The sequence below is a fragment of the Undibacterium sp. Ji42W genome, assembly GCF_049340405.1.
GTDB lineage: Bacteria > Pseudomonadota > Gammaproteobacteria > Burkholderiales > Burkholderiaceae_D > Undibacterium.
Genome location: NZ_JBMPOV010000010.1, coordinates 40478 through 60473, shown reverse-complemented (window position 1 = coordinate 60473; position 19996 = coordinate 40478). Strand labels below are relative to the sequence as shown.

General features: G+C 49.9%; 20 protein-coding genes and 1 pseudogene. 14 read left to right on the top strand and 7 right to left on the bottom strand.

Annotation, left to right across the window (positions count from 1 at the left end):
* Positions 1-110 precede the first annotated feature (110 nt).
* The 7 genes and pseudogenes from ACO0LG_RS21240 to ACO0LG_RS21210 all read left to right on the top strand — a co-directional run bounded on the left by ACO0LG_RS21240 (position 111) and on the right by ACO0LG_RS21210 (position 3716).
* The gene (locus ACO0LG_RS21240; protein ID WP_423029558.1) at positions 111-719 is read left to right on the top strand and encodes a glutathione S-transferase family protein; all 609 of its coding nucleotides are present in this window, start codon (positions 111-113) and stop codon (positions 717-719) included.
* The gene (locus ACO0LG_RS21235) at positions 716-1105 is read left to right on the top strand and encodes a hypothetical protein (protein ID WP_423029557.1); all 390 of its coding nucleotides are present in this window, start codon (positions 716-718) and stop codon (positions 1103-1105) included. Before ACO0LG_RS21240 ends, ACO0LG_RS21235 begins: the two co-directional genes overlap by 4 nt.
* A 138-nt stretch (positions 1106-1243) precedes the next feature.
* Positions 1244-1623 (top strand): annotated as a pseudogene (locus tag ACO0LG_RS21230) (DUF6713 family protein).
* A 163-nt stretch (positions 1624-1786) separates the two neighbouring features.
* Positions 1787-2353, top strand: coding sequence for a hypothetical protein (locus ACO0LG_RS21225; RefSeq protein ID WP_423029556.1), 567 nt, complete (start codon positions 1787-1789; stop codon positions 2351-2353).
* A 93-nt stretch (positions 2354-2446) separates the two neighbouring features.
* Positions 2447-2926, top strand: coding sequence for an ADP-ribosylglycohydrolase family protein (locus ACO0LG_RS21220; protein ID WP_423029555.1), 480 nt, complete (start codon positions 2447-2449; stop codon positions 2924-2926).
* Entirely contained in the window at positions 2896-3078 is a 183-nt protein-coding gene (locus ACO0LG_RS21215) for an ADP-ribosylglycohydrolase family protein (protein WP_423029554.1), read from the top strand. The genes ACO0LG_RS21220 and ACO0LG_RS21215 overlap by 31 nt, the downstream gene beginning before the upstream one ends.
* Positions 3075-3716: an alanyl-tRNA editing protein gene (locus ACO0LG_RS21210; RefSeq protein ID WP_423029553.1), complete on the top strand. Its 642-nt coding sequence runs from the start codon at positions 3075-3077 to the stop codon at positions 3714-3716. The genes ACO0LG_RS21215 and ACO0LG_RS21210 overlap by 4 nt, the downstream gene beginning before the upstream one ends.
* A 57-nt stretch (positions 3717-3773) precedes the next feature.
* On the opposite strand, the gene ACO0LG_RS21205 is transcribed toward ACO0LG_RS21210, so the two are convergent.
* From ACO0LG_RS21205 to ACO0LG_RS21175, 7 genes are all read right to left on the bottom strand, one after another.
* On the bottom strand, positions 3774-4199 hold the full coding sequence (locus ACO0LG_RS21205) for a YidB family protein (protein ID WP_423029552.1): 426 nt from the start codon (positions 4197-4199) through the stop codon (positions 3774-3776).
* Between the two features lie 140 nt (positions 4200-4339).
* Entirely contained in the window at positions 4340-5065 is a 726-nt protein-coding gene (locus tag ACO0LG_RS21200; RefSeq protein WP_423029551.1) for a 16S rRNA (uracil(1498)-N(3))-methyltransferase, read from the bottom strand.
* A 37-nt stretch (positions 5066-5102) separates the two neighbouring features.
* Positions 5103-5510, bottom strand: a complete 408-nt coding sequence (locus ACO0LG_RS21195) for a DUF350 domain-containing protein (RefSeq protein WP_423029550.1) — start codon at positions 5508-5510, stop codon at positions 5103-5105.
* Positions 5511-5518: 8 nt separating this feature from the next.
* Positions 5519-6652, bottom strand: coding sequence for a glutathionylspermidine synthase family protein (locus ACO0LG_RS21190; protein ID WP_423029549.1), 1134 nt, complete (start codon positions 6650-6652; stop codon positions 5519-5521).
* Positions 6652-7149 carry a hypothetical protein gene (locus ACO0LG_RS21185; RefSeq protein WP_423029548.1) on the bottom strand — a complete coding sequence of 166 codons (498 nt, stop codon included), beginning with the start codon at positions 7147-7149 and terminating at the stop codon, positions 6652-6654. Before ACO0LG_RS21185 ends, ACO0LG_RS21190 begins: the two co-directional genes overlap by 1 nt.
* Before the next feature lie 184 nt (positions 7150-7333).
* On the bottom strand, positions 7334-8569 hold the full coding sequence (gene speE / locus ACO0LG_RS21180; protein WP_423029547.1) for a polyamine aminopropyltransferase: 1236 nt from the start codon (positions 8567-8569) through the stop codon (positions 7334-7336).
* A gap of 10 nt (positions 8570-8579) precedes the next feature.
* Positions 8580-11975, bottom strand: coding sequence for an SNF2-related protein (locus tag ACO0LG_RS21175; protein ID WP_423029546.1), 3396 nt, complete (start codon positions 11973-11975; stop codon positions 8580-8582).
* 182 nt (positions 11976-12157) lie between these two features.
* Between ACO0LG_RS21175 and tkt the strand changes: the two genes are divergently transcribed.
* The 7 genes from tkt to ACO0LG_RS21140 all read left to right on the top strand — a co-directional run bounded on the left by tkt (position 12158) and on the right by ACO0LG_RS21140 (position 19990).
* On the top strand, positions 12158-14161 hold the full coding sequence (gene tkt, locus ACO0LG_RS21170; RefSeq protein WP_423029545.1) for a transketolase: 2004 nt from the start codon (positions 12158-12160) through the stop codon (positions 14159-14161).
* 18 nt (positions 14162-14179) lie between these two features.
* Positions 14180-14779 carry a GNAT family N-acetyltransferase gene (locus ACO0LG_RS21165; protein ID WP_423029544.1) on the top strand — a complete coding sequence of 200 codons (600 nt, stop codon included), beginning with the start codon at positions 14180-14182 and terminating at the stop codon, positions 14777-14779.
* A gap of 238 nt (positions 14780-15017) precedes the next feature.
* A complete protein-coding gene (gap, locus tag ACO0LG_RS21160) occupies positions 15018-16031 on the top strand; it encodes a type I glyceraldehyde-3-phosphate dehydrogenase (protein WP_423029543.1) in 1014 nt (337 codons plus the stop codon).
* A 135-nt stretch (positions 16032-16166) separates the two neighbouring features.
* Entirely contained in the window at positions 16167-16847 is a 681-nt protein-coding gene (gene lepB / locus ACO0LG_RS21155) for a signal peptidase I (protein WP_423029542.1), read from the top strand.
* A gap of 140 nt (positions 16848-16987) precedes the next feature.
* Positions 16988-17455, top strand: coding sequence for a BON domain-containing protein (locus tag ACO0LG_RS21150; RefSeq protein ID WP_423029541.1), 468 nt, complete (start codon positions 16988-16990; stop codon positions 17453-17455).
* Between the two features lie 165 nt (positions 17456-17620).
* Positions 17621-18082 carry a cache domain-containing protein gene (locus tag ACO0LG_RS21145; protein ID WP_423029540.1) on the top strand — a complete coding sequence of 154 codons (462 nt, stop codon included), beginning with the start codon at positions 17621-17623 and terminating at the stop codon, positions 18080-18082.
* Between the two features lie 375 nt (positions 18083-18457).
* Positions 18458-19990 carry a M57 family metalloprotease gene (locus ACO0LG_RS21140; RefSeq protein WP_423029539.1) on the top strand — a complete coding sequence of 511 codons (1533 nt, stop codon included), beginning with the start codon at positions 18458-18460 and terminating at the stop codon, positions 19988-19990.
* Positions 19991-19996 lie beyond the last annotated feature (6 nt).

The following is a 19996-nucleotide window of genomic DNA, read 5'->3' as shown; positions in this document are numbered from 1 at the left end:
AATTGCCTCGGACATGCGACAAAAAAGAGTGGTGATAATTGGAGTCTGTAATTTGCTTCTTTAATTCGCGGTAAGATATCCCATCTTCCTAACGAATGCCGGGGATCAAAATGAAGATCAGGTTTTATCACGCACCAGATGCAAATTGCTGCGAACGCTTGTTGTGGATACTTGACTATAAAAAAGTCGATTACGAGCGTATTGATGTCGGCTTGGGCGACGTCGGTGAACAGGTCAGGTTGCTGAGTCCCTTTGCCCGCGTACCACTGATGGAAGTTGATGGCGTCGCCTTAAGCGAATCCATGGCCATGGCAGAATTTATAGAAGAGATCGCTCCCAATCCACCTTTGCAATACGAAGCAGCCTTTGCTCGCGCCCAGGTGCGTGAAGTTTGCGAGGCTGTTAACTCATCCATCCATCCACAGCAAAACGGCAGCACGGTGCGATTTTTCCATCCAGACTGGAGCAGGGACCAGATGCGCCCGGTACGGGCAAAGTGGTTGTCGATGAATCTGCAGAAATTGCAATCACGTTTATGGCTGGGCAGTCAGTTTGCGGTTGGTACGCAATTCACGCAGGCTGATATTTTTGTCAGTATCATCTATCGCAAGGCAGTGGACCTTGGGGTGATAATCAGTGATTTGCCTGAGTACGAACACTATTGGAAATTTTTAATGAGTCATGAATCAATCAGACTTAGTTGCCCTGTTGTGTCATGAGTCACTATAAGCAAGCGTATGGCGTAATCCAAATTACGACGATTGAAGATAGGAATGACAGTTTTCTCTGGACTGTAAAAGACTCATACCTGCCGCGTGCAGCCATCATGATTGACTATCCAGTGCATGTGAAATTCACTGCCTTTCTTGAAGCATATAAGACCACTGCTCTTCATATCCACTTTCACAGCAGTGCGGCAATGGCGGGTAATTGGCTTACATCTGGAATCGGTAAAATCAATTTACATCTCCCCAGCTTTGCGCGTTTGCTGATTCTCGATGGCATGGAACAAGGCTGGAAAGCTTCGCGCCAGACACTCACTATAAAAGACGGCCTGCCGATTTTGAAACTTGCGGGATGTAGCATCAAGGATCAAGAAATCTGAAATCAATATGATGCTTGTGCTCATGCAAATGCATATCTGTCAGGGCAGTGCTGTGCAGTATGGTCGCTGTGATTCTGATGCCTGCGCTAGACCAAATGTTATTTGCTTTTTAGTAAAACACTCTGGAATATACCTGCAATGCTACTGACACCCCGGCTGCAAATTTTCTTCATGCTCAACGCCACCGTATTGATCACCCATCAGATTGACGCTGCTTACTGGCACGAGTGGGAACTATTTCATATTCCAGGAGGAAATCAGCTCAACCTGCTATTGAATTTGCCCATTATCGCCCTGGTATTATATGCACAAGGGCGGGTAGCAATGAATACGAAAAGCTCTGTTTTTACTACAAGCTCATTGCATGCCCGGGTTTTCTAACGGCGGCGATTCATGGTGCTTTCTTTATTGCCGGGAATGAAGCATTCCTGCAGCCTGTGTCGATTGCCTTGTTGACTGCAACGAGCTTGTTTTCTAGCGCTCAACTTTTCCAGCTTCACATTGTTGCCCGCGACTAGGCTTCATCCTTAATTTTGAGACATTCATGCGTAATTCATATTTCCTTGTTACTGTCTTGTGGTTTTGGTAGCCTATCGGTGACGCTTTTGACCAGTGTTTTCCAAGCAAGAAATAGTTCAATCAATATTTCAAACAAGATGTTCTCATTAAGGGAGTCAGATCATGTATCGTTATTTATTCTCTTTCGCACTGTTTTGCGCGGCTACCAATGCTGTGGCAAGTGTCTATGAAAATTCAATTAATGTCACTTTTCCCGATAAAGTGGCGACACTGACTTTCAGTGAAAAGAAAGAGTTTCCAAAGAAAGAACTGGGAGTGAATATCCGCTATCAGAGCAGTGGCCCTGTTATCGGATCGATTTATATTTATAACGCTGGACTTGGCCAAATTCCCACTGGTGTTGGTTCGCCTATCGTTCATAAACACTTCGCCCAGGTCATTGATGAAGTCAAGCAGCTAGCAGCAATGGGCCAAGTCAAGGCAGTCAATATGGCAGTGGGTGGTAGCACTATTTCAAGTTTGAAAGGATGCGGGCCACAATTCATGTGGCGAGCGTATGAATTGGATATGGGGGACAAGGTATTATCGTCTTACACTTATTTGACAGGATTGAATAATAATTTTGTCAAATTACGTATGAGTCATCTGAAAACTGATGTCCAAGGCAAACGTGATGTGGAACAATTTGTCGAGGGAATTCGCAAAGTACTGGGAAATTGCAAAGACTAGCCTCTTTTATTCTTATCCCTTGGCATGACAAACGTGCGAGATGAAAGGCTAATGTTGAGTTTTGTTTCGCATCAATTAAAAAATACTTGAATAATGAAATCATTAGAACGCGCACTGATGTCACTGGAAGGTTTATCCATCGGCGATGCTTTTGGCCAGTGTTTTTTTCAGACAGAAAATCAGTTGCTGCTTGCTGATGGCAAACAATTACCTGATGCTCCCTGGTATTTTACTGATGATACAGAGATGACTTTGTCCATCGTACGTGTATTGCGTAATCACGGTGAAATTGATCAGGATATACTCGCAAAAAGCTTTGCGAAGCACTATAGCGATGACCGTGCCTATGGTCCATCCATGCACAGAGTCCTGGCACGTATTGACGCAGGTGAGGCATGGCAAGAGGTGGTTGCCAGTGCTTTTGAAGGGCAGGGGTCTTATGGTAATGGCGCTGCCATGCGTGCAGCACCATTGGGTGCATATTTTGCCGATGACCTGGGCAAGACACCGTGCCGCTGGCCTTGTGGTGCTGCGGACAGGCAATGGAAGATTTTGAAAAAGCCATGTGGCTGACTGTCAGCGCAGGTGGGGATCGCGATACTTTATGTGCGATTGCAGGAGCTGTCGTTGCCTCCTTCGTTGGCTACAAAGGTATTCCGGACAGTTGGAGAGCGAGACTCGAAGCTTTGCCAGACTGGTATCTTGAATCCAGGGATGCAAATTGACAAAGAAATTTTTTTGGGATGACCCCTATCAAAGCAGTTTGCAAACGCAAGTCAGCAAAGTGGGTGGCAATGACATTTACCTCGTATCGACAATTTTCTTTGCCTTCTCAGGCGGGCAGGAAAGTGATCGTGGCAGCATTGCCGGACAAGCAGTTGTTGCTGCGCGCAAGGAGGCGCTGGAGTTGGTATATACCCTGGCTGATGGCCACGGTTTGCTGACTGGGCAGGATGTGGAAGTCCGCATAGATTGGGAAAGACGTTATCGCCTCATGCGCCTGCATTTTGCAGCTGAGCTGGTGCTGGAATTATTTTACAAGTCACTGCCCGGCGTGGGCAAGGTCGGTGCCCATATTGCACAAGACAAGGCACGCATTGATTTTGTTTGGCCTGAAAGTATTGCCCCCTTGCTGCCTGCTTACACGCAAGAAGCGCAGGCCATTATTGATGCAAATCTCGACATCACATGCGCTTTTGAAGATGAAACTACAGAACGGCGTTATTGGGAAATTGCAGGATTTTCTCGTGTGCCCTGTGGTGGTACGCATGTCAAACGCACTGGCGAACTGGGACAGATCAGATTGAAGCGCAACAATATAGGGCGAGGTAAGGAGAGGGTAGAGATTTACCTTGTGCCATAAAAAAACAGCGACTGAAATATCGGCCGCTGTTTTCTTTACGCTATAAATAGCTGAGGCTTACTTGCCAAACAAGGACGAAAACTGTTGCAACACTGCTGCCGGATCAATGTTGCCAGCCTCCGGCACCTGGCCGTGTGGTGTCAGGTGATCGATAATGCCTGGCAAAAATTCAGCCAGATGGCTTGCCGCACCTTCATGGGAAATGCCCGCAGCGTCGGCCAGTTGCTGCAATTGTCCGCCACTTAAAGCTTGCTGGATTTGTGCCGCAGAAATCGGCATGTTTTGTCCCGTACCCACCCATGATTGCACGATGTCAGCCAGGCCTGCCTGATGAAAAGCGCTGATCAAAGCTTGCAAACCACCAACCCCACCAGGTTGTTTTTCACCCAGCATGGCAACTACTGCCTGCATCAATCCTGCCTTGCTATCATTGTCTTGATTCATGCTACCAAGCATGCTTAATGCGCTATCGAGTAATCCCATGATCTTCCTCTTTGAATTGGTAAAGTGCAGCAAGTGTAAATCTGAGTATCAGCGGGAATTGTGAATTTTGTATGAAATTTGACAATGTTTTACGGCGATGGAAATTTTTAAGATTTTGTGCAGACCTTGTGTCTATCTGTCTACATGCCACCCCATGCCGCATTCAATACTGCAATCGCAGCAAGCCCTGCAGTCTCGGTACGCAATATGCGAGGCCCCATGGATAGTGCCAGCACGCCGTGCTTGATGGCGAGACTTTCTTCTTCATCCGTAAAACCGCCCTCAGGCCCGACCATCAAACTGACAGCTTGCGCAGGATGATGGCGCGACCAGTCTGCCAAAGATTGTTCAGCGCGTGGTGTCAGCAATATTCTTTGATGCATGTCTTGCTGGCTTAGCCATTGGTTGAAATTCATCAGCGGTGCCAGGTGAGCGAGGCGGTTGCGGCCACATTGTTCAGCTGCTGCAACGACTATGCCTTGCCAGTGCGCCTGTTTTTTCTCGGCGCGTTCTGCTGACAGCCTGACGACACAGCGTTGCGCCGCCAGGGGCTGAATTGCACTGACGCCCAGTTCCATGGCTTTTTCTATGATCCAGTCCATTTTCGAAGCCTCTGGCAGGGCTTGCACCAGGTTCAGCGAATAAGGTAACTCACATTCTTCTGGCAAAAATACTTTGACTTCTGCCATCACGTTTTTCTTTGTCACCTGGGTCAAGGTAGCAACATAGTAGCCCCCTTCACCATTGAAGATGCTGATGTTATCGCCGACATTCTGGCGCAATACAAAAACATGGTGCGCGACTTCATCAGGAAGCTCGATGGCGACCCCTATGCTTAAAGGGAGAGGGCAGTAAAAACGTGGCATTCAATTCTCTGTATTCAAAAGCAAAATCATTAATTTTTTAGTAGGTCATGCAGGCGGCGTTCAGCATGCCTAAACCCAGACTCAGGGCACCCAAAAAGACGCCAGAGGCAATTTTATTGCTGGGTATGTCAGAGACGATACCGGGTATTAGCAAACGGGCGATGCCAAAAGCCAGCAATTGTATGACCAAGGCAATCACACCCCAAAAGCACATGTCAATCAGACTGACACTGTTGGCAATGGCCGATGCCAGGGCAGTGCAATAACCCAGCACCGCGCCAGACAGGCTGGCCGCTGCTGCAATATTACCTTCGCGTATCAAGGCAATTTCACGGTAAGGTGTGATGCGTATGTACACGACGACAAACACCGCCAGCAAGACGAAAGCGGCAGCAATATGGCTGAAGAAGGCGAGTAGCCCGTGTGCCAGTAATTGTTCACTCATGGAGCATCCTATTCTACAAAATAATGGGGAATGAAACGACTGGTGTTTTTGGTGATCAGGGTTTCGTCTTCGCGTATGCCTATGCCGGCTGGTTCATCGCCCACTATCCAGGCACCGATGGAGGTGTAAGCCGGCGTGATGCCATCATCAAATTTTGGTTGTGGTGCATAAGCCTGATAGATATAGCCTTCTTCACCATATTCGCCACTAGTATGCATCACTTCACCATTGGCATAGATGGAAATGTTTTCTCCCTCGCGTGAGTACAAAGGCTTTTTCACATGATTACCGCTGATGCGCCAGGCATCGAAGTAGGCGGGCAAGAGATTGGGGTGATTCGGAAACAGTTCCCACAATATTGGCAGTATCGCCTTGTTCGATAAGATCATTTTCCAGGCTGGCTCTATGATGCGCATGGGGCGCTTGAGCAAGTGATTGGAAAAATCTTCACGGCACAGCCATTCCCATGGGTAGAGCTTGAACAGGTTATCGATACGGCTGTCCAGATCATCGACGAATACGCCTTGGTCTTCATCCCAACCCAGGGATTCTATCGCGCACTGCTTGGTGGCAAAGCCAGCCTGTATGGCCGTGTCGCGCAGGTAAGAAAGGTTACCTTCGTCTTCTTCATTGCCACCTGCGCAGGCAAAGTGCAACAGGCCCTTGCCAGGGAATTTCTTCCACTGTTCTATGAGTTTTTCATGCAGGGAGTTGAATTGATCAGCATCAGGAAAAACATCTTGCAGCCAATACCATTGGGCTACGCTGGATTCGACCAGTCCGGTTGGCGTGTCGGCATTGTATTCCAGCATCTTGGGCGCGCCAGTGCCGTCCCAGCTCAGGTCAAAACGGCCATACAAAGAAAATTCTTTTGCGCGCCAGCTGTCTTCGACTTGCGACCAGAAGGCCTGGGGAATGGCAAATTTTTCTTGCATGCCGTGCTTGACGACATGATCTACCGCTTGCAATGACATCTGGTGCAAGTCCAGGCTGGCTTGTTCCAGAGTGTCTACCTGGTCGGCAGTAAACCGATAGGCATAGCGTTCATCCCAATACAGGCCGTCAATGGAGTGGTACGTAAAGCCCAGGGATTCAAATTGCTGTTGCCAGCCTGTGCGGGGTGTTAATGAGGTTCGTATCATTAACCACCCCCGCTGTGGCCGTGTGCTGTGCCGCCAAAACCACCGCGGCTGACACTGTTGCGGCTGGAGGATACACTGCGGCTGATGGCGTGATCACTGCCGGAGTTGCTGACACCAAAATTCCTTTGCACAGTGTCACGATAACCGGGTGAGTAAAAGGGGCCGAAAAAACTGTGGGAGTAGCCACTATAGTGGCTGCCACTGGTACTGGTATAGCTACTGCCTGTAGTCGTGGCGGGCATGCTGGCGGCATTGAGATCAGTGCTGGAGGCAACGGTTTCGCAAGCCGTGCCATCGCCCCAGTCTTTGCGGCAATCTTCCAGGCTTTTATACTGGTCTCGTATGGATGTCAGTTCCTGGCTGCCGCTGCTACCAGTGCTGTCAAAGCTATCGTTACTGACGCTGCACGCAGTCAGGGCAGCGCTGGTCACTAGCATGAGCGGCAGGGTGCGGCTGACTCTGCGTTTGCCATGTTGTTTGGTTTTTCCGGCACTCACGGGTTCTCCTGTTTTTCCCATTTTTGGTATTCAGAACGTGTTTGCGATCTGTAGCGAGCGGGTGTCAGCGGTGTAAGGGTAGCAAAAACGCAGCGCAAAAAGCGGAATGTACTTAAAGTACATGAGCATTTTGAGCAGCGCATGAGCTCCGATCACGCCCGCGTAGTAGGATCGCAAACACGTTCTAAGGCATCAGGTCTTTCACAAAATTGGGTAAGGCAAATAATGCCTGATGCACTTCGCCATTGTAATACTTTAGCAATGGCAAACCACGGTGTTTAATCTGAAGATTTACCGTTGACGGGTTGATCGATAATGGGTTGCCATGCTTGCTGGCAATAGCCATTCCCCACAGGGCACCGTACAGGGGGATGAAAACGGTATAAGGATGTAATTCCGGAAATATATTGCTGAGTTTCTGCAGGGTATTCGCAAAGCGTTGCGGATGATAATAGGGGCTGCCCAGATGCAGCACCAGCATGCCCTGCTCGGTCAGCCTTTGCGCACAGGCCTGGAAAAATTCTTCTGTCATGCAGGTGGCTGCCAGTGAGTTACCATTCGGGCTGACCGGGTCGGTCAGGTCCAGCAGTATCAGGTCAAATTGTTCTGTACTATTGCGGACATAGGCAAAACCATCTTCATAACAGTGTTGTATTTTTGGATCATCCAGTGCACCACGATGAATGCTGCCCAAATGCCCACGCGCCATCTTGACGACTTCGGCATCAATTTCACATAGCGTAATACTGCTGATGCTGGGGTGCTTGAGTAACTCTTCGCAAGAACCGCCATCGCCACCACCGATGATGAGGGCAGTGCATGGTTCCGGATGGGCCATCGCCGCAGGGTGCACCAGGCATTCATGATAAAAGAATTCATCTTTTTCTGAGGTCATCATGGCACCGTCTATGCGCATGACTTTGCCAAAATCTGTGGTGTCGGCTATCTCAATTACCTGCATGGAGCTGCGCTGGCGTTCCAATATCTGATTGATACGGGTGGCCGCAAAGCTGTCTTCTGTCAGGGCTTCAAAGGCCATGGTTGGGCTATGTTCCCCACGTTGCAATTCCTGGCGCGAGACCGTGCGTGGCCTGAAAACAGCAATCAGGGTATCAACGATCTGCCTGGCCTTGCTGCCATTATCATGAGTGAAGTTGCAGACATAGACATCCAGCGTCACCGCATTGCGTTCCGGCCATGTGTGGATGGCGACATGCGACTCTGCCAGCAGCAAAGCGCCGGTGACGCCAGCCGCGCTACCATCTTCATGGTTGAAGGGGTGGAATTTTTCCCCGACGATAGTCAGGCCAGCAGCGATGGTAATGTCGCTGAGGCAAAGACGCAGGCTTTCCGGGCTGACGAAATATTCTGGCGCGGCTTCACAGTCAAAGCAGTCGGCGGTGAGGTGTAAGCCTTCCATAAGTCCTTCTTTAATTCAATGGTTCAAAAATGCCCTGTAAATCTTCTGCAGTCAGGTGCACGCTGGCGATTTCACCCTGGTCGAGTATGGCACGGGCCAGGTCAGATTTTTTTACCTGCATTTCCTGTATCTTTTCTTCCAGCGTGCCCTTGGCAATCAGGCGGTAAACAAACACTGGCTTGTCTTGCCCTATGCGCCAGGCGCGGTCGGTGGCCTGGTTTTCTGCTGCCGGGTTCCACCATGGGTCATAATGAATGACGGTGTCGGCTGCTGTTAGGTTAAGGCCCACGCCGCCAGCTTTCAGGCTGATGAGAAATAGCGGAATATCACCTTCCTGAAAGCGGCGTACCACTTCACCTCGATGCTCGGTGTCGCCTGTCAGTATGGCGAAGCGCAATTGTTTTTCAGTCAGTGCCTCGGCGATCAGGGCCAGCATGCTGGTGAATTGTGAGAACACCAGGATCTTGCGGCCTTCAGCCAGCAAGTCATCAATCATGCTCAGTAACTCTTCCAGCTTGGCTGATGGCGGCATTTTATCCTTGCCACCTTTTGCAGACTTAGTTGCGCTGGTAGCGTTGGTGGCCTTGGCACCAGTCATCTTGACCAGGCGCGGGTCGCAGCATACCTGGCGCAATTTGAGCAAGGCATCGAGGATGACGATCTGGCTGCGTGCCACGCCTTTCTTGGCGATTTCTTCGCGGACTTTTTCATCCATGGCCAGGCGCACGGTTTCATACAGGTCGCGTTGTGCGCCGCTGAGTTCTATGTGGCGCAAGACTTCGGTCTTGGCGGGTAGTTCTGTTGCTACCTTGTCTTTGGTACGACGAAGTAAGAAAGGTTTGATGCGGCGTGTCAGCAAGGCATGGCGCTGGCTGTCCCCCAGTTTTTCTATGGGATGCTGGAAGTCTTTGGTAAAGGACTTCAGATCACCCAGCAGGCCAGGCATGAGAAAATTGAATTGCGACCACAGTTCGCCCAGATGATTTTGCAGTGGTGTGCCAGTCAGGCACAACCGGTGATTGGCCTGTAACAGGCTGGCAGTCTGGCTGGCCTTGGCCTGGGCATTTTTGATGTACTGCGCTTCGTCGAGTATCAGCAAATGATAGCGATGTTGGCGCAGGGCTTCTTCATCGCGTGGCAACAGGGCGTAGGTGGTCAGCACCAGATCAACCTGCGGGATTTGTTCAAATAATTTACTACGATCCTTGCCCTGCAAGACGAGCACGCGCAGATCAGGCGTGAAGCGCTGTGCCTCGCTGGCCCAGTTATCCATCAGGCTTGTGGGGGCAACCACCAACGCTGGCTGGGTCAGGCGGCCAGCTTCTTTTTCCATGAGGATATGGGTCAGGGTTTGTATGGTCTTGCCCAGGCCCATGTCATCAGCGAGGATGCCAGCAAGCTGGTATTCGCGCAAAAACTGCATCCATGCCACGCCTTCTTTTTGGTAATCGCGCAGGCTGGCCTGCAAACCTGCGGGGGGCGTGATGCTGTTGATGCCACCAAATTCTGCCAGGCGTTTGCCAAAGCTTTGCTGGCGTTCGCCACCTATCCAGCGCAAATGGGTAGTAGCAGACAATTCTGCCAGGCGTGCCGCATCCAGCATGGGCAGCCGCAGCTTGTCGCCTTGCTGTTGATTGAAATACAACTCACCCAGGATCAGCAAGATAGGCTTGATGCGCGCATAGGGTAGGGCGACGCGGGTGTTGTCAGGCAGGGCCAACAAGACTTGTTCATCATCGGCCCGCTGATTGACTTGTTGCAGGCTAAAGTCTTGTGGTGCCTGGCGTATCAGGCTGACCAGTAAGGGCAACAGTGAAATCTTGGCCTGGTTGACCACGATGCCCAGTTCCAGCTCAAACCAGACGGATTGCTGGTTATCTTCATCGACCTCGGCATACCAGTCTTGCACTTCTTGCAGATCGTAGCGGTAGTCGTCTTGCTGACGGATATCCCATCCCTGGCTGATCAGCTCAGGCAAGTCTTTTGTTGCAAAATTTAACCAGGCATTTTGGTCTGGCAAACAGAGTAGCAGCTCTTTTTCATGGCCTGCTACCGGCTGAGCTTGAAAGCCCAGGTCCTTCAGGGTTTGCCTGGCACTTTGCTCGGCTGGCAAATCCCTGAGTATTTTTTCCAGGCCATGCTGACCACGGCGCAGCAGGTGGTCGCCTGGTTGTTCGGATTCAGCTACCGCGTCTTCATAGGAGAACCTGAGGATGGCGTAATCAGTGCATGTGCTGGATGTCGTCAGGCTATTCAGTTCCAGCGCCGGGCGCATGCGAATATCTGCACGCAGTTGTGCTTCCAGTTCTGCTGGTAAGGGGATCAGGTTTTGCAATCCCATGTCTAGTAGACGGTTGGCCATTGCCTGTCGGGTTTCTGCGCGGCTCACAGCCAGCAGTGGCGCTTCCTGCACCAGGTTGATCAGGGCAGGCAGCGGGAACTTGCTGGTCGCTGCTATATGTAACTCGCCACAGCTATCTTGTCCTATCAGCCAGGGTGGTTCGGTGGGCAGTATATAGGGTGGGGCAGGTATCTCTGCATCGCTACTATCGAGTTGCCAGCGCAGGCGCAGGTAGTCATTTTCTTCTTGCCAGGCCAGATGTGCCTGTTGCAAAGGCTGGTAGGCCAGCCTGGATAAATGATTTTGCTTATTCTCGGTATTAAGCCAATACAGTTTGCCAGCCTTGGCGACACGTTCCAGCAAGACCGCACCCATCCTTCCCTTTGGAGAATAATGCGAGTAATAAAACGAATTCATGGTACACATATTGAATAGCGCCAGCAATTCGTAGTCTGCTTCCTGTAAAAAACTGGCTGACTTCATCATGTCGCGCACTGCCAGTGACAGTTTGGTGTATTTCAGGTCGCCCTTGGCATTTTGCTTGGCCTTGCCCGGTATCAGGCGTACTTCCTTGCTGCCAGCTACGGTGGACAGGCTGAAAATCAGCATGCCATCTTCCAGCTCGTCTTTGGCAAATTCTGTGTCGGCTACCGGGGCTGGGGCAGGGGATTCATGCGTGGCAAATTCCAGCTCACGCAACCACTTCTGTTCACTGAACCCCAGCGCGGCATCATCACCGTCGGCATGGCCGGGCTGGACATGGGCTTTGTTGTGATGGTCGAGTATGTTCAGTAAAACTGCTGCCACATGTTTGCAATTGTATTCAACCGGACAACTGCAAGAGCCATTCACGGCTTCCAGTTTGCCGTTTTTAAACACCAACTCTATCTCTTGCGCATAAATGTTGCGGCCACTGCCCTGGACTTCGCTCTCAACAAAGTCATTGTCAAAACTCCAGCCCCTAACCTTGTTTTCTGTTGCATAACTGATACCGCGTATGAACACCCCGTGAGGAAATTGCCGTGCAAGATCGTCGAGGGAGAAGTGACGTTTTTTTGATGACATGCGTAAGCTTTATAAGTAAACCCGGTAATTTTACAGTTTAAAAGAGCAAGTTTGCGCTTGCGAAGCGTCGCAATTGTAGTATGGACCTCATGCTCTGGTAAAATATCGGGTTTTCGCGGGGATAATTTCGCGTCCCCAGCTCGCAACACTGACCAGTTTTCTCAAGACAAACTTCTGACACCATGATTTCATCTCTTCAGCCAGCAACACTTACCAAGATGGCCAATGCAATTCGTGCCTTGTCCATGGATGCCGTACAAAAAGCCAATTCCGGTCACCCGGGCGCGCCTATGGGCATGGCCGATATCGCTGTTGCTTTGTGGAAAGGCCATTATCGCCACAATCCGGCTAATCCAAAATGGATAAACCGCGATCGCTTTGTGTTGTCGAATGGTCACGGTTCGATGTTGCATTATTCGTTGCTGCATCTGACAGGCTATGACCTATCTATGGATGAGATCAAGAATTTCCGTCAACTGCATTCCAAGACTGCCGGTCACCCTGAAGTGCATATTACGCCAGGTGTGGAAACGACTACTGGCCCACTGGGCCAGGGCATTACCAATGCCGTTGGTATGGCGCTGGCTGAAAAACTGCTGGCAGCCGAATTCAATCAGGGCGACCTGAAAGTGGTCGACCATTACACCTACGCCTTCATGGGCGACGGCTGCCTGATGGAAGGCATTTCGCATGAAGCCTGTTCACTGGCTGGCACGCTGCAACTCAATAAACTGATCGCTTTCTGGGATGACAATGGCATCTCTATCGACGGTCACGTCGAAGGCTGGTTCACAGACAATACGCCAAAACGCTTTGAAGCCTATGGCTGGAATGTAATTCCCGCAATTGATGGTCATAATGCTGAAGCAGTGTTCAATGCCATCACAGCAGCCAAAACATCCGACAAGCCTACCCTGATCTGCTGCAAAACCGTGATTGGCAAGGGCTCTCCAAATATGGAAGGCACGCACAATGTGCACGGTGCTGCATTGGGCGACAAGGAAATTGCCGCAGTACGTGCCAACATCGGTTGGGAATACCCGCCATTTGAAGTCCCCGCTGACGTTTATGCTGCCTGGGATGCCAAAGCAACTGGCGCTAAAGCCGAAGCCGAATGGAATGCACAATTTGCAGCCTACACAGCCCAGTTCCCACAAAAAGCGGCTGAACTGACACGCCGCATGAATGGCGACTTGCCAGCCAACTTCGATGAAGTGGTGGCGAATGCGATTACATCCTGCGTAGAGAAAAAAGAAAACATCGCAACCCGCAAAGCCAGCCAGAATGCGATCCAGGCATTTGCGCCATCGTTGCCAGAATTCCTCGGTGGTTCTGCCGATTTGACAGGTTCCAACCTGACCAACTGGAAAGAAAGTATCGCTGTCCGTGGCAACCAGGCTGGTAATCATATCAACTATGGCGTGCGTGAATTTGGTATGAGCGCAATGATGAATGGTATCGCCCTGCATGGCGGTTATATACCGTTTGGCGCAACCTTCCTGACTTTCTCTGATTACAGCCGCAATGCCATCCGCATGGCTGCGTTGATGAAAATCCGTACCTTGTTTGTATTCACCCATGACTCTATCGGTTTGGGTGAAGATGGTCCTACCCATCAATCCGTAGAACATGTTTCCAGCATGCGCCTGATCCCTAACCTGGATAACTGGCGTCCATGCGACACGGTGGAATCTGCCGCTGCCTGGGCGCACGCTGTCAAACGCAATGACGGTCCATCGACCCTGATTTTCTCTCGTCAAAACCTGCCTTATCAAGAGCGCAGCGCCCAGCAAATCGCAGATATTCAACGCGGTGGCTATGTCCTGCAAGACGTGGCTGATGCCAAGGCTGTATTGATCGCCACTGGTTCTGAAATTGAACTGGCTGTCAAATCTGCGGTTGAACTGGCACAGCAAGGTATTGCTGTACGCGTAGTGTCCATGCCTTGTACTGACGTATTTGATCGTCAGGATGCAACTTATAAAGCAGCAGTATTGGGCAAGGGCTTGCCACGTATTGCCATCGAAGCCGGTGTGACTGACTTCTGGTATAAGTATGTTGGTTTGGAAGGCGCAGTGGTCGGTATTGATACTTTCGGTGAGTCAGCACCGGCTAGCGTCCTGTTCAAATACTTTGGCTTCACTGTCGACAATGTCGTTGCCAAAGTAAAAGCGACACTGGCTTAAACAAGCAGGAAGACGGAATTGACAGACATTACTGTGAGCAGCATCAAAGAGGTCAGCCTGCGTCGTGCTACCGTAGACGATGCAGAGGCGATTGCTGCTGTGCGTGTGGAAAGCTGGCAAGCGACTTACCGTGGCATGATCCCGGATCATTATCTGGATGAAATGCGTGTAGAAGACAGCATGCTGCAATGGCGGCAAATCCTGCAAGCCATGTCGCAGGCAGAAGACCGCATCTGTGTGTATGTGGCTGAGAGCGAAGGCCATATCATCGGCTTTGCATCCGGTATGATGCTGCCTGAAACCAAGTTGGGCATGCAGGCCGAGCTGACCGCTGTATATCTGCGACCTGCCTGGCAACGTTCTGGCATAGGTCGCCGCATGCTGCACAAAGTAGCTCGTACCTTGCAGGCGCAAGGCGCAGAGAGTTTGTTGGTGTGGGTCATATCCGGCAACGACATCGCCCGCAATTTTTACGAGGAACTGGGCGGCGCGCTGTTGATAGAACAGGCATTTAGCTGGGATGGCATGGATTTGATGGAAGTGAGTTACGGCTGGCGCGATTTGTCGGTGCTGATGGCATCCGTCAACGCCATGCGTACGCCTTTGTCTTTGCATTAGACGTATTTTGAAGACCGAAAAACTCACCACTGAGACACGGAGACACAGAGAAAGGCAAGAGAAAAGCTGATGAATAATAATTCACCTAAGCAAAATAGCTTTTGCCGTTCTCTTGCAGTCCTCTGTGTCTCTGTGTCTCTGTGTCTCTGTGCCTCTGTGCCTCTGTGCCTCTGTGTTGAGAGGTCTTAAAGTTTCACCTATTGTATTTATTGTTGTTTAGTCCTTTGGAGATAGAACCATGACGATTCGCGTCGCAATCAACGGCTATGGCCGTATCGGCCGCAACATCCTTCGCGCTCATTACGAAGGTGGCAAGTTCAAGAACGAGATCCAGATCGTTGCGATCAATGACCTCGGCAATGCAGAATCCAATGCCCACCTGACCCGTTACGACACAGCCCACGGCAAGTTCCCAGGCACAGTCACGGTCGAAGGAGATACCATGATCGTCAATGGCGACAAGATCAAGGTATTTGCAGAGCGTAATCCCGCCAATATCCCTTGGGGTGAATTGAATGTCGACGTCGTGCTGGAATGCACGGGCTTCTTCACAACAAAAGAAAAAGCTTCTGCCCATCTGGCTGGTGGCGCGAAAAAAGTCATCATCTCTGCCCCAGGAGGCAAAGATGTCGATGCAACTATCGTCTACGGTGTCAACCATGGTGTGTTGAAAGCCACTGATACCGTCATTTCCAATGCATCCTGCACAACCAACTGCCTGGCACCTTTGGCCAAGCCTTTGAATGATGCTATTGGTATCGTCAATGGTTTGATGACGACTATCCATGCCTACACCAATGACCAGGTATTGACTGACGTGATGCATGAAGACTTGCGTCGTGCCCGTTCTGCCACGATGAGCATGATCCCAACCAAAACTGGCGCAGCAGCTGCCGTTGGCCTGGTATTGCCAGAGCTGAATGGCAAGCTCGACGGTTACGCCATGCGCGTACCCACCATCAATGTGTCCGTCGTTGACCTGACTTTCGTTGCTGCCCGTGATACGTCTGTGGCAGAAATCAACCAGATCCTGAAAGCAGCATCTGAAGGCGCCCTGAAAGGCATTCTGGATTACAACACTGCACCATTGGTATCGGTTGATTTCAACCACAATCCAGCTTCCAGTACTTATGATGAAACACTGACAAAAGTATCTGGCCGTCTGGTTAAAGTATCCAGCTGGTATGATAATGAATGGGGCTTCTCCAACCGTATGCTGGACACCACTGTTGCACTGATGCATGCAAAATAATCTGCTTAATCTGTTGTTCAGATAGTTTTTGCAACATGCTTAAAAATACCCCGAACTTTTGGGGTATTTTTTTGTCTATGCAGGGCAAGGGTAATTTATTAGTTTATATTTTTTGCTTTGTCATTGGAGATTGCTGTGAAGCTCAAGAAACTGTTAGCTGACAATAAAGGTTTCATCGTACTCATGCTGGGTATGGTCTTTGTGCGAAGTGCACTGGCTGATTACTATCTCGTGCCGACCAGTTCCATGTATCCAACCCTGCTAGAAGGGGACCGTGTCATCTGTGACCGTTTGGCTTATGACGTCAAGTTGCCGTTTACTGATGTTGTCCTCAAGCATGTGGCTGACCCTCAACGTGGTGATGTGGTCACCTTTACTTCGCCAGCAGATGGTGTGCGCCTCATCAAACGTCTGGTTGCCGTGCCTGGTGATGTGGTGGAAATGCGCGAAGAAAAGCTGTTCATCAATGGTGTCGCCGCCAGCTATGAAGCTCTGGAGCCCCGTAGTGATGACCATCTGACGCCCAAACGCGAATACAAAGGTCAGCAACTGGTTTACAAAGAACGCCTGGGTAGCCTGCAACATGACATGATCGTCATGCCAGAGCGTGAAGCGCTGCGCTCTTTCCCGCCCGTCAAAGTTCCTGAGGGTGAATATATGATGCTGGGGGATAACCGCGACAATAGCCAGGATTCCCGCTACATAGGCCTGGTCAAGCGTGAGCTTATTACTGGTCAGGTAAAACGCCTGATGTACTCACTGAATGGCGACCAGTACTATTCGCCACGTTTTGATCGCTTTGGGGCGAAAATCTAACGACTCCCTTGTTTTAGTCAGAAAGCCAGTACCAGCAGGTGCTGGCTTTTTTATGAAACAAGCATGTTGATTGAAAGATGGTTAATATGTAATTTCTTGTTTTTACCAGTTTGCAGCGCATACAGCTTACGGGGGTTTGCATGCCGCTAAAAGAATTTACCTGCCATCTGTTTTTTGCGTCAGTACTTATTGTTGGTGCTGCCACCGTTGCCGCTGAAGAGCCTCGCAGCAATTACTTCAACGACCCCTTCCTCAAAGTGACTCATGCCATCAGCGATTGTGCAGTGCCTGAAGGCCCTTTGCTGACTGCGGCGCAGGCCAGGTCCGAGGCACATTCCAGAATAGAGCGCGGCACTAGCTGCTACCAGTCAGGTCAGTGCCGCCTGCCAAACTCCTACCTGTACGATCAGGAAATCATTCCCCGGGTAAAACGCGCCATAGAAGCAGATGGGCGTTTTGTTGAGACAAGCATCTGGATAGAAGGCCAGCGCCGGTTCGTCACTCTGAAAGGCTGCGTGCAAACGGTGGGGCAGGCAAAAGAGCTGGAAAAACTGGTAAGGCGTCTGGATGATGTGGAGGGTGTTGTTAATTTGCTCAACTACAAATAAATTCTTGCACTATGCTATAGATGGAGTAATTGCAAAGAAAGGCAAATTTATTGCACTGCACAGTGACTATTGCTGGACTGTAAAGCACAAGTCATGAATGATTGGTTCTGCAAAGCAATAAACACATATGCTGGCTAAAAGGCTGGCTACACCAAGGAGGAAGTCATGAAATTAATGAGCAAACTGTTTTTGTTGGCAGTAATGGGTTTCTTTATGTCATCGTCAGCAATGGCAAGAGAAGAGCGCGGCACAACTGCCCAAGCTCAGGCCATGGTTAAAAAAGGAATCGCCCACATCAAGAAAAATGGCAAGGAAAAAGCCTTTGCAGATTTCAATGATGCATCCAACAAGGATTTTCATGACCGTGATCTGTACTTGTTTGTGTATGACATGAATGGTATGAATTTGTCGCATGGCGCAAATCCAAAAATGATAGGCAAGAATTTGATCGACTTGAAAGTTGAAGGCAAGCCCATCATCAAAGATATGATCACCGTGCTTAAAACCAAGAACGATGGCTGGATAGATTATCAATGGCCAAATCCTGTGACCAAGGCTCTGGAAACCAAGTCCAGTTATTTTGAAAAAATTGATGACTACTTTGTTGGTGCGGGTGCTTATAAATAAATCTTGCTAACATCAATATTCAACAAAAAATGCCCTTGTTTCCAAGGGCATTTTTTTTGCGGCAAGCGCAAGCATTGCGGAAATTCAAGTTTTTATATTCCGAATCTGCTTGCCCGAAATCATTCTTGCATTCATCTCGCACCCGTCTCGCATTCATCTCGCATCCACCGATCAAGAGCGCGCCATGGCACTACAAATCCCGTAACACACTTTAACTATTGATCCCTGGGTTTGTATCGGATTCACGACAAGCGTGCTTATTTTGTGGCGTAGAATAATTTATCCCCCTTGGTATCCGCTTCGCTGTTTGTGCTGTTGTGTCACGTCAATTTTCCTGATATTTCACTTGATCTTACTTATTGAAGAGGTGAAGTCATGCCAGACAAGACCGTTATTGCCAAGCCGTTTTCGGGCGACTACAGAATAGATGTACTGATTGATGATATCAATTACCGCTGGAACGCGGGCAAGGCTTTGGGTACGCCGGTAGAAATAAGCTACAGCTTCATTAAAGCACCAGCCTCTTATGCTTCCGACTCAGATAAAAATGGGTTCAAAGCGTTTACAGCTGAGCAAATGGCCGCAGCCAGGGCGATCTTCACCGAAATCTCCCAAGTGTTGAATGTGACATTCAAGGAAGTTGCTGACACCGATATTCAGTCCGGCATCCGGTTGGCAAACAATATCCAGGAAAAAAGCGCAGGTTACGCCAAACTACCTGTGCCAACGGCAGACGGTACCGCATTTTCTGCTGGCAGCGGCGATTTGTTCATGGCAACCACGTATATGAATGTGAGCTATGAAAAGGGGAGCGAGGCCTACAAGATACTGATACATGAGATAGGACATGCACTGGGGCTTAACCACCCCGGCAACTACAATGCAGGCGAACCGCCGAGTGCAGAGGCAGGCAATTATCTGGCGACCTCGGAGGACAGCAGCTGGATTTCTGTCATGTCTTATAATGCCATTGCGCAAAACCAGCAGGGCGAATTTTTTGCCACTTACGACATGCTGGCTTTGAAGTATTTGTATGGCACCAAGGCCTATCACACGGGTGATGACATCTATGCCTATAGCGATGTCGATGGCCGTACGCTAAAAATCATCAACGATACAGGTGGTGTTGACACCATAGACGTATCCAAGGTCAGCGCTGGTGTGACGATCAACCTGACGCCGGGTTCTTTGAACTCTGTAGGCCGCATTGCGAATGGCGACGCAGCCATCAATAATTTGTCCATCGCCTTTGATGCAACAATAGAAAATATCATAGGCACAGCCTTTAATGACAAGCTGACAGGCAATGCCACCAGTAATCTGTTCCGCGGCGGTGGCGGTGATGATGTGATTGATGGTGGCGCGGGTATGGACACCGCGCTATACTCAGGCCTGAGGTCGGCTTTTACGGTCACGGGTAGCGGTAGCGGTTTCAGTGTAGCCAAGCCCAATTCACAGGGCATGGACACACTCAGCAATGTGGAGCGACTCAAATTTGCAGACCTGTCTGTCGCGCTGGACATCGACGGCATAGCAGGACAGGCATACCGTATCTACCAGGCTGCTTTTGGCCGCACGCCAGACCTGGCGGGCCTTGGTTACTGGATCAAGGATATGGACAAGGGTTCCAGCCTGACAACGGTGGCGGCAGGATTCATGCAGTCAAAAGAATTCCAGACCCTGTACGGTGCAAATCCTTCGGTAGATACTTTCCTGACGACCTTGTACAAGAATATTTTAGGGCGCATCCCTGATCAGGCTGGCTATGATTATTGGAAAAATGAATTAACGACCAATAAGATCAGTTTTGCCGGGACTCTGGCCAGCTTTACCGAAGGGCAGGAAAACAAGGTCAAGGTCATCGGCGTCATCCAGAATGGGATCGACTATATCGAATATGTTGGCTAAGGCAAA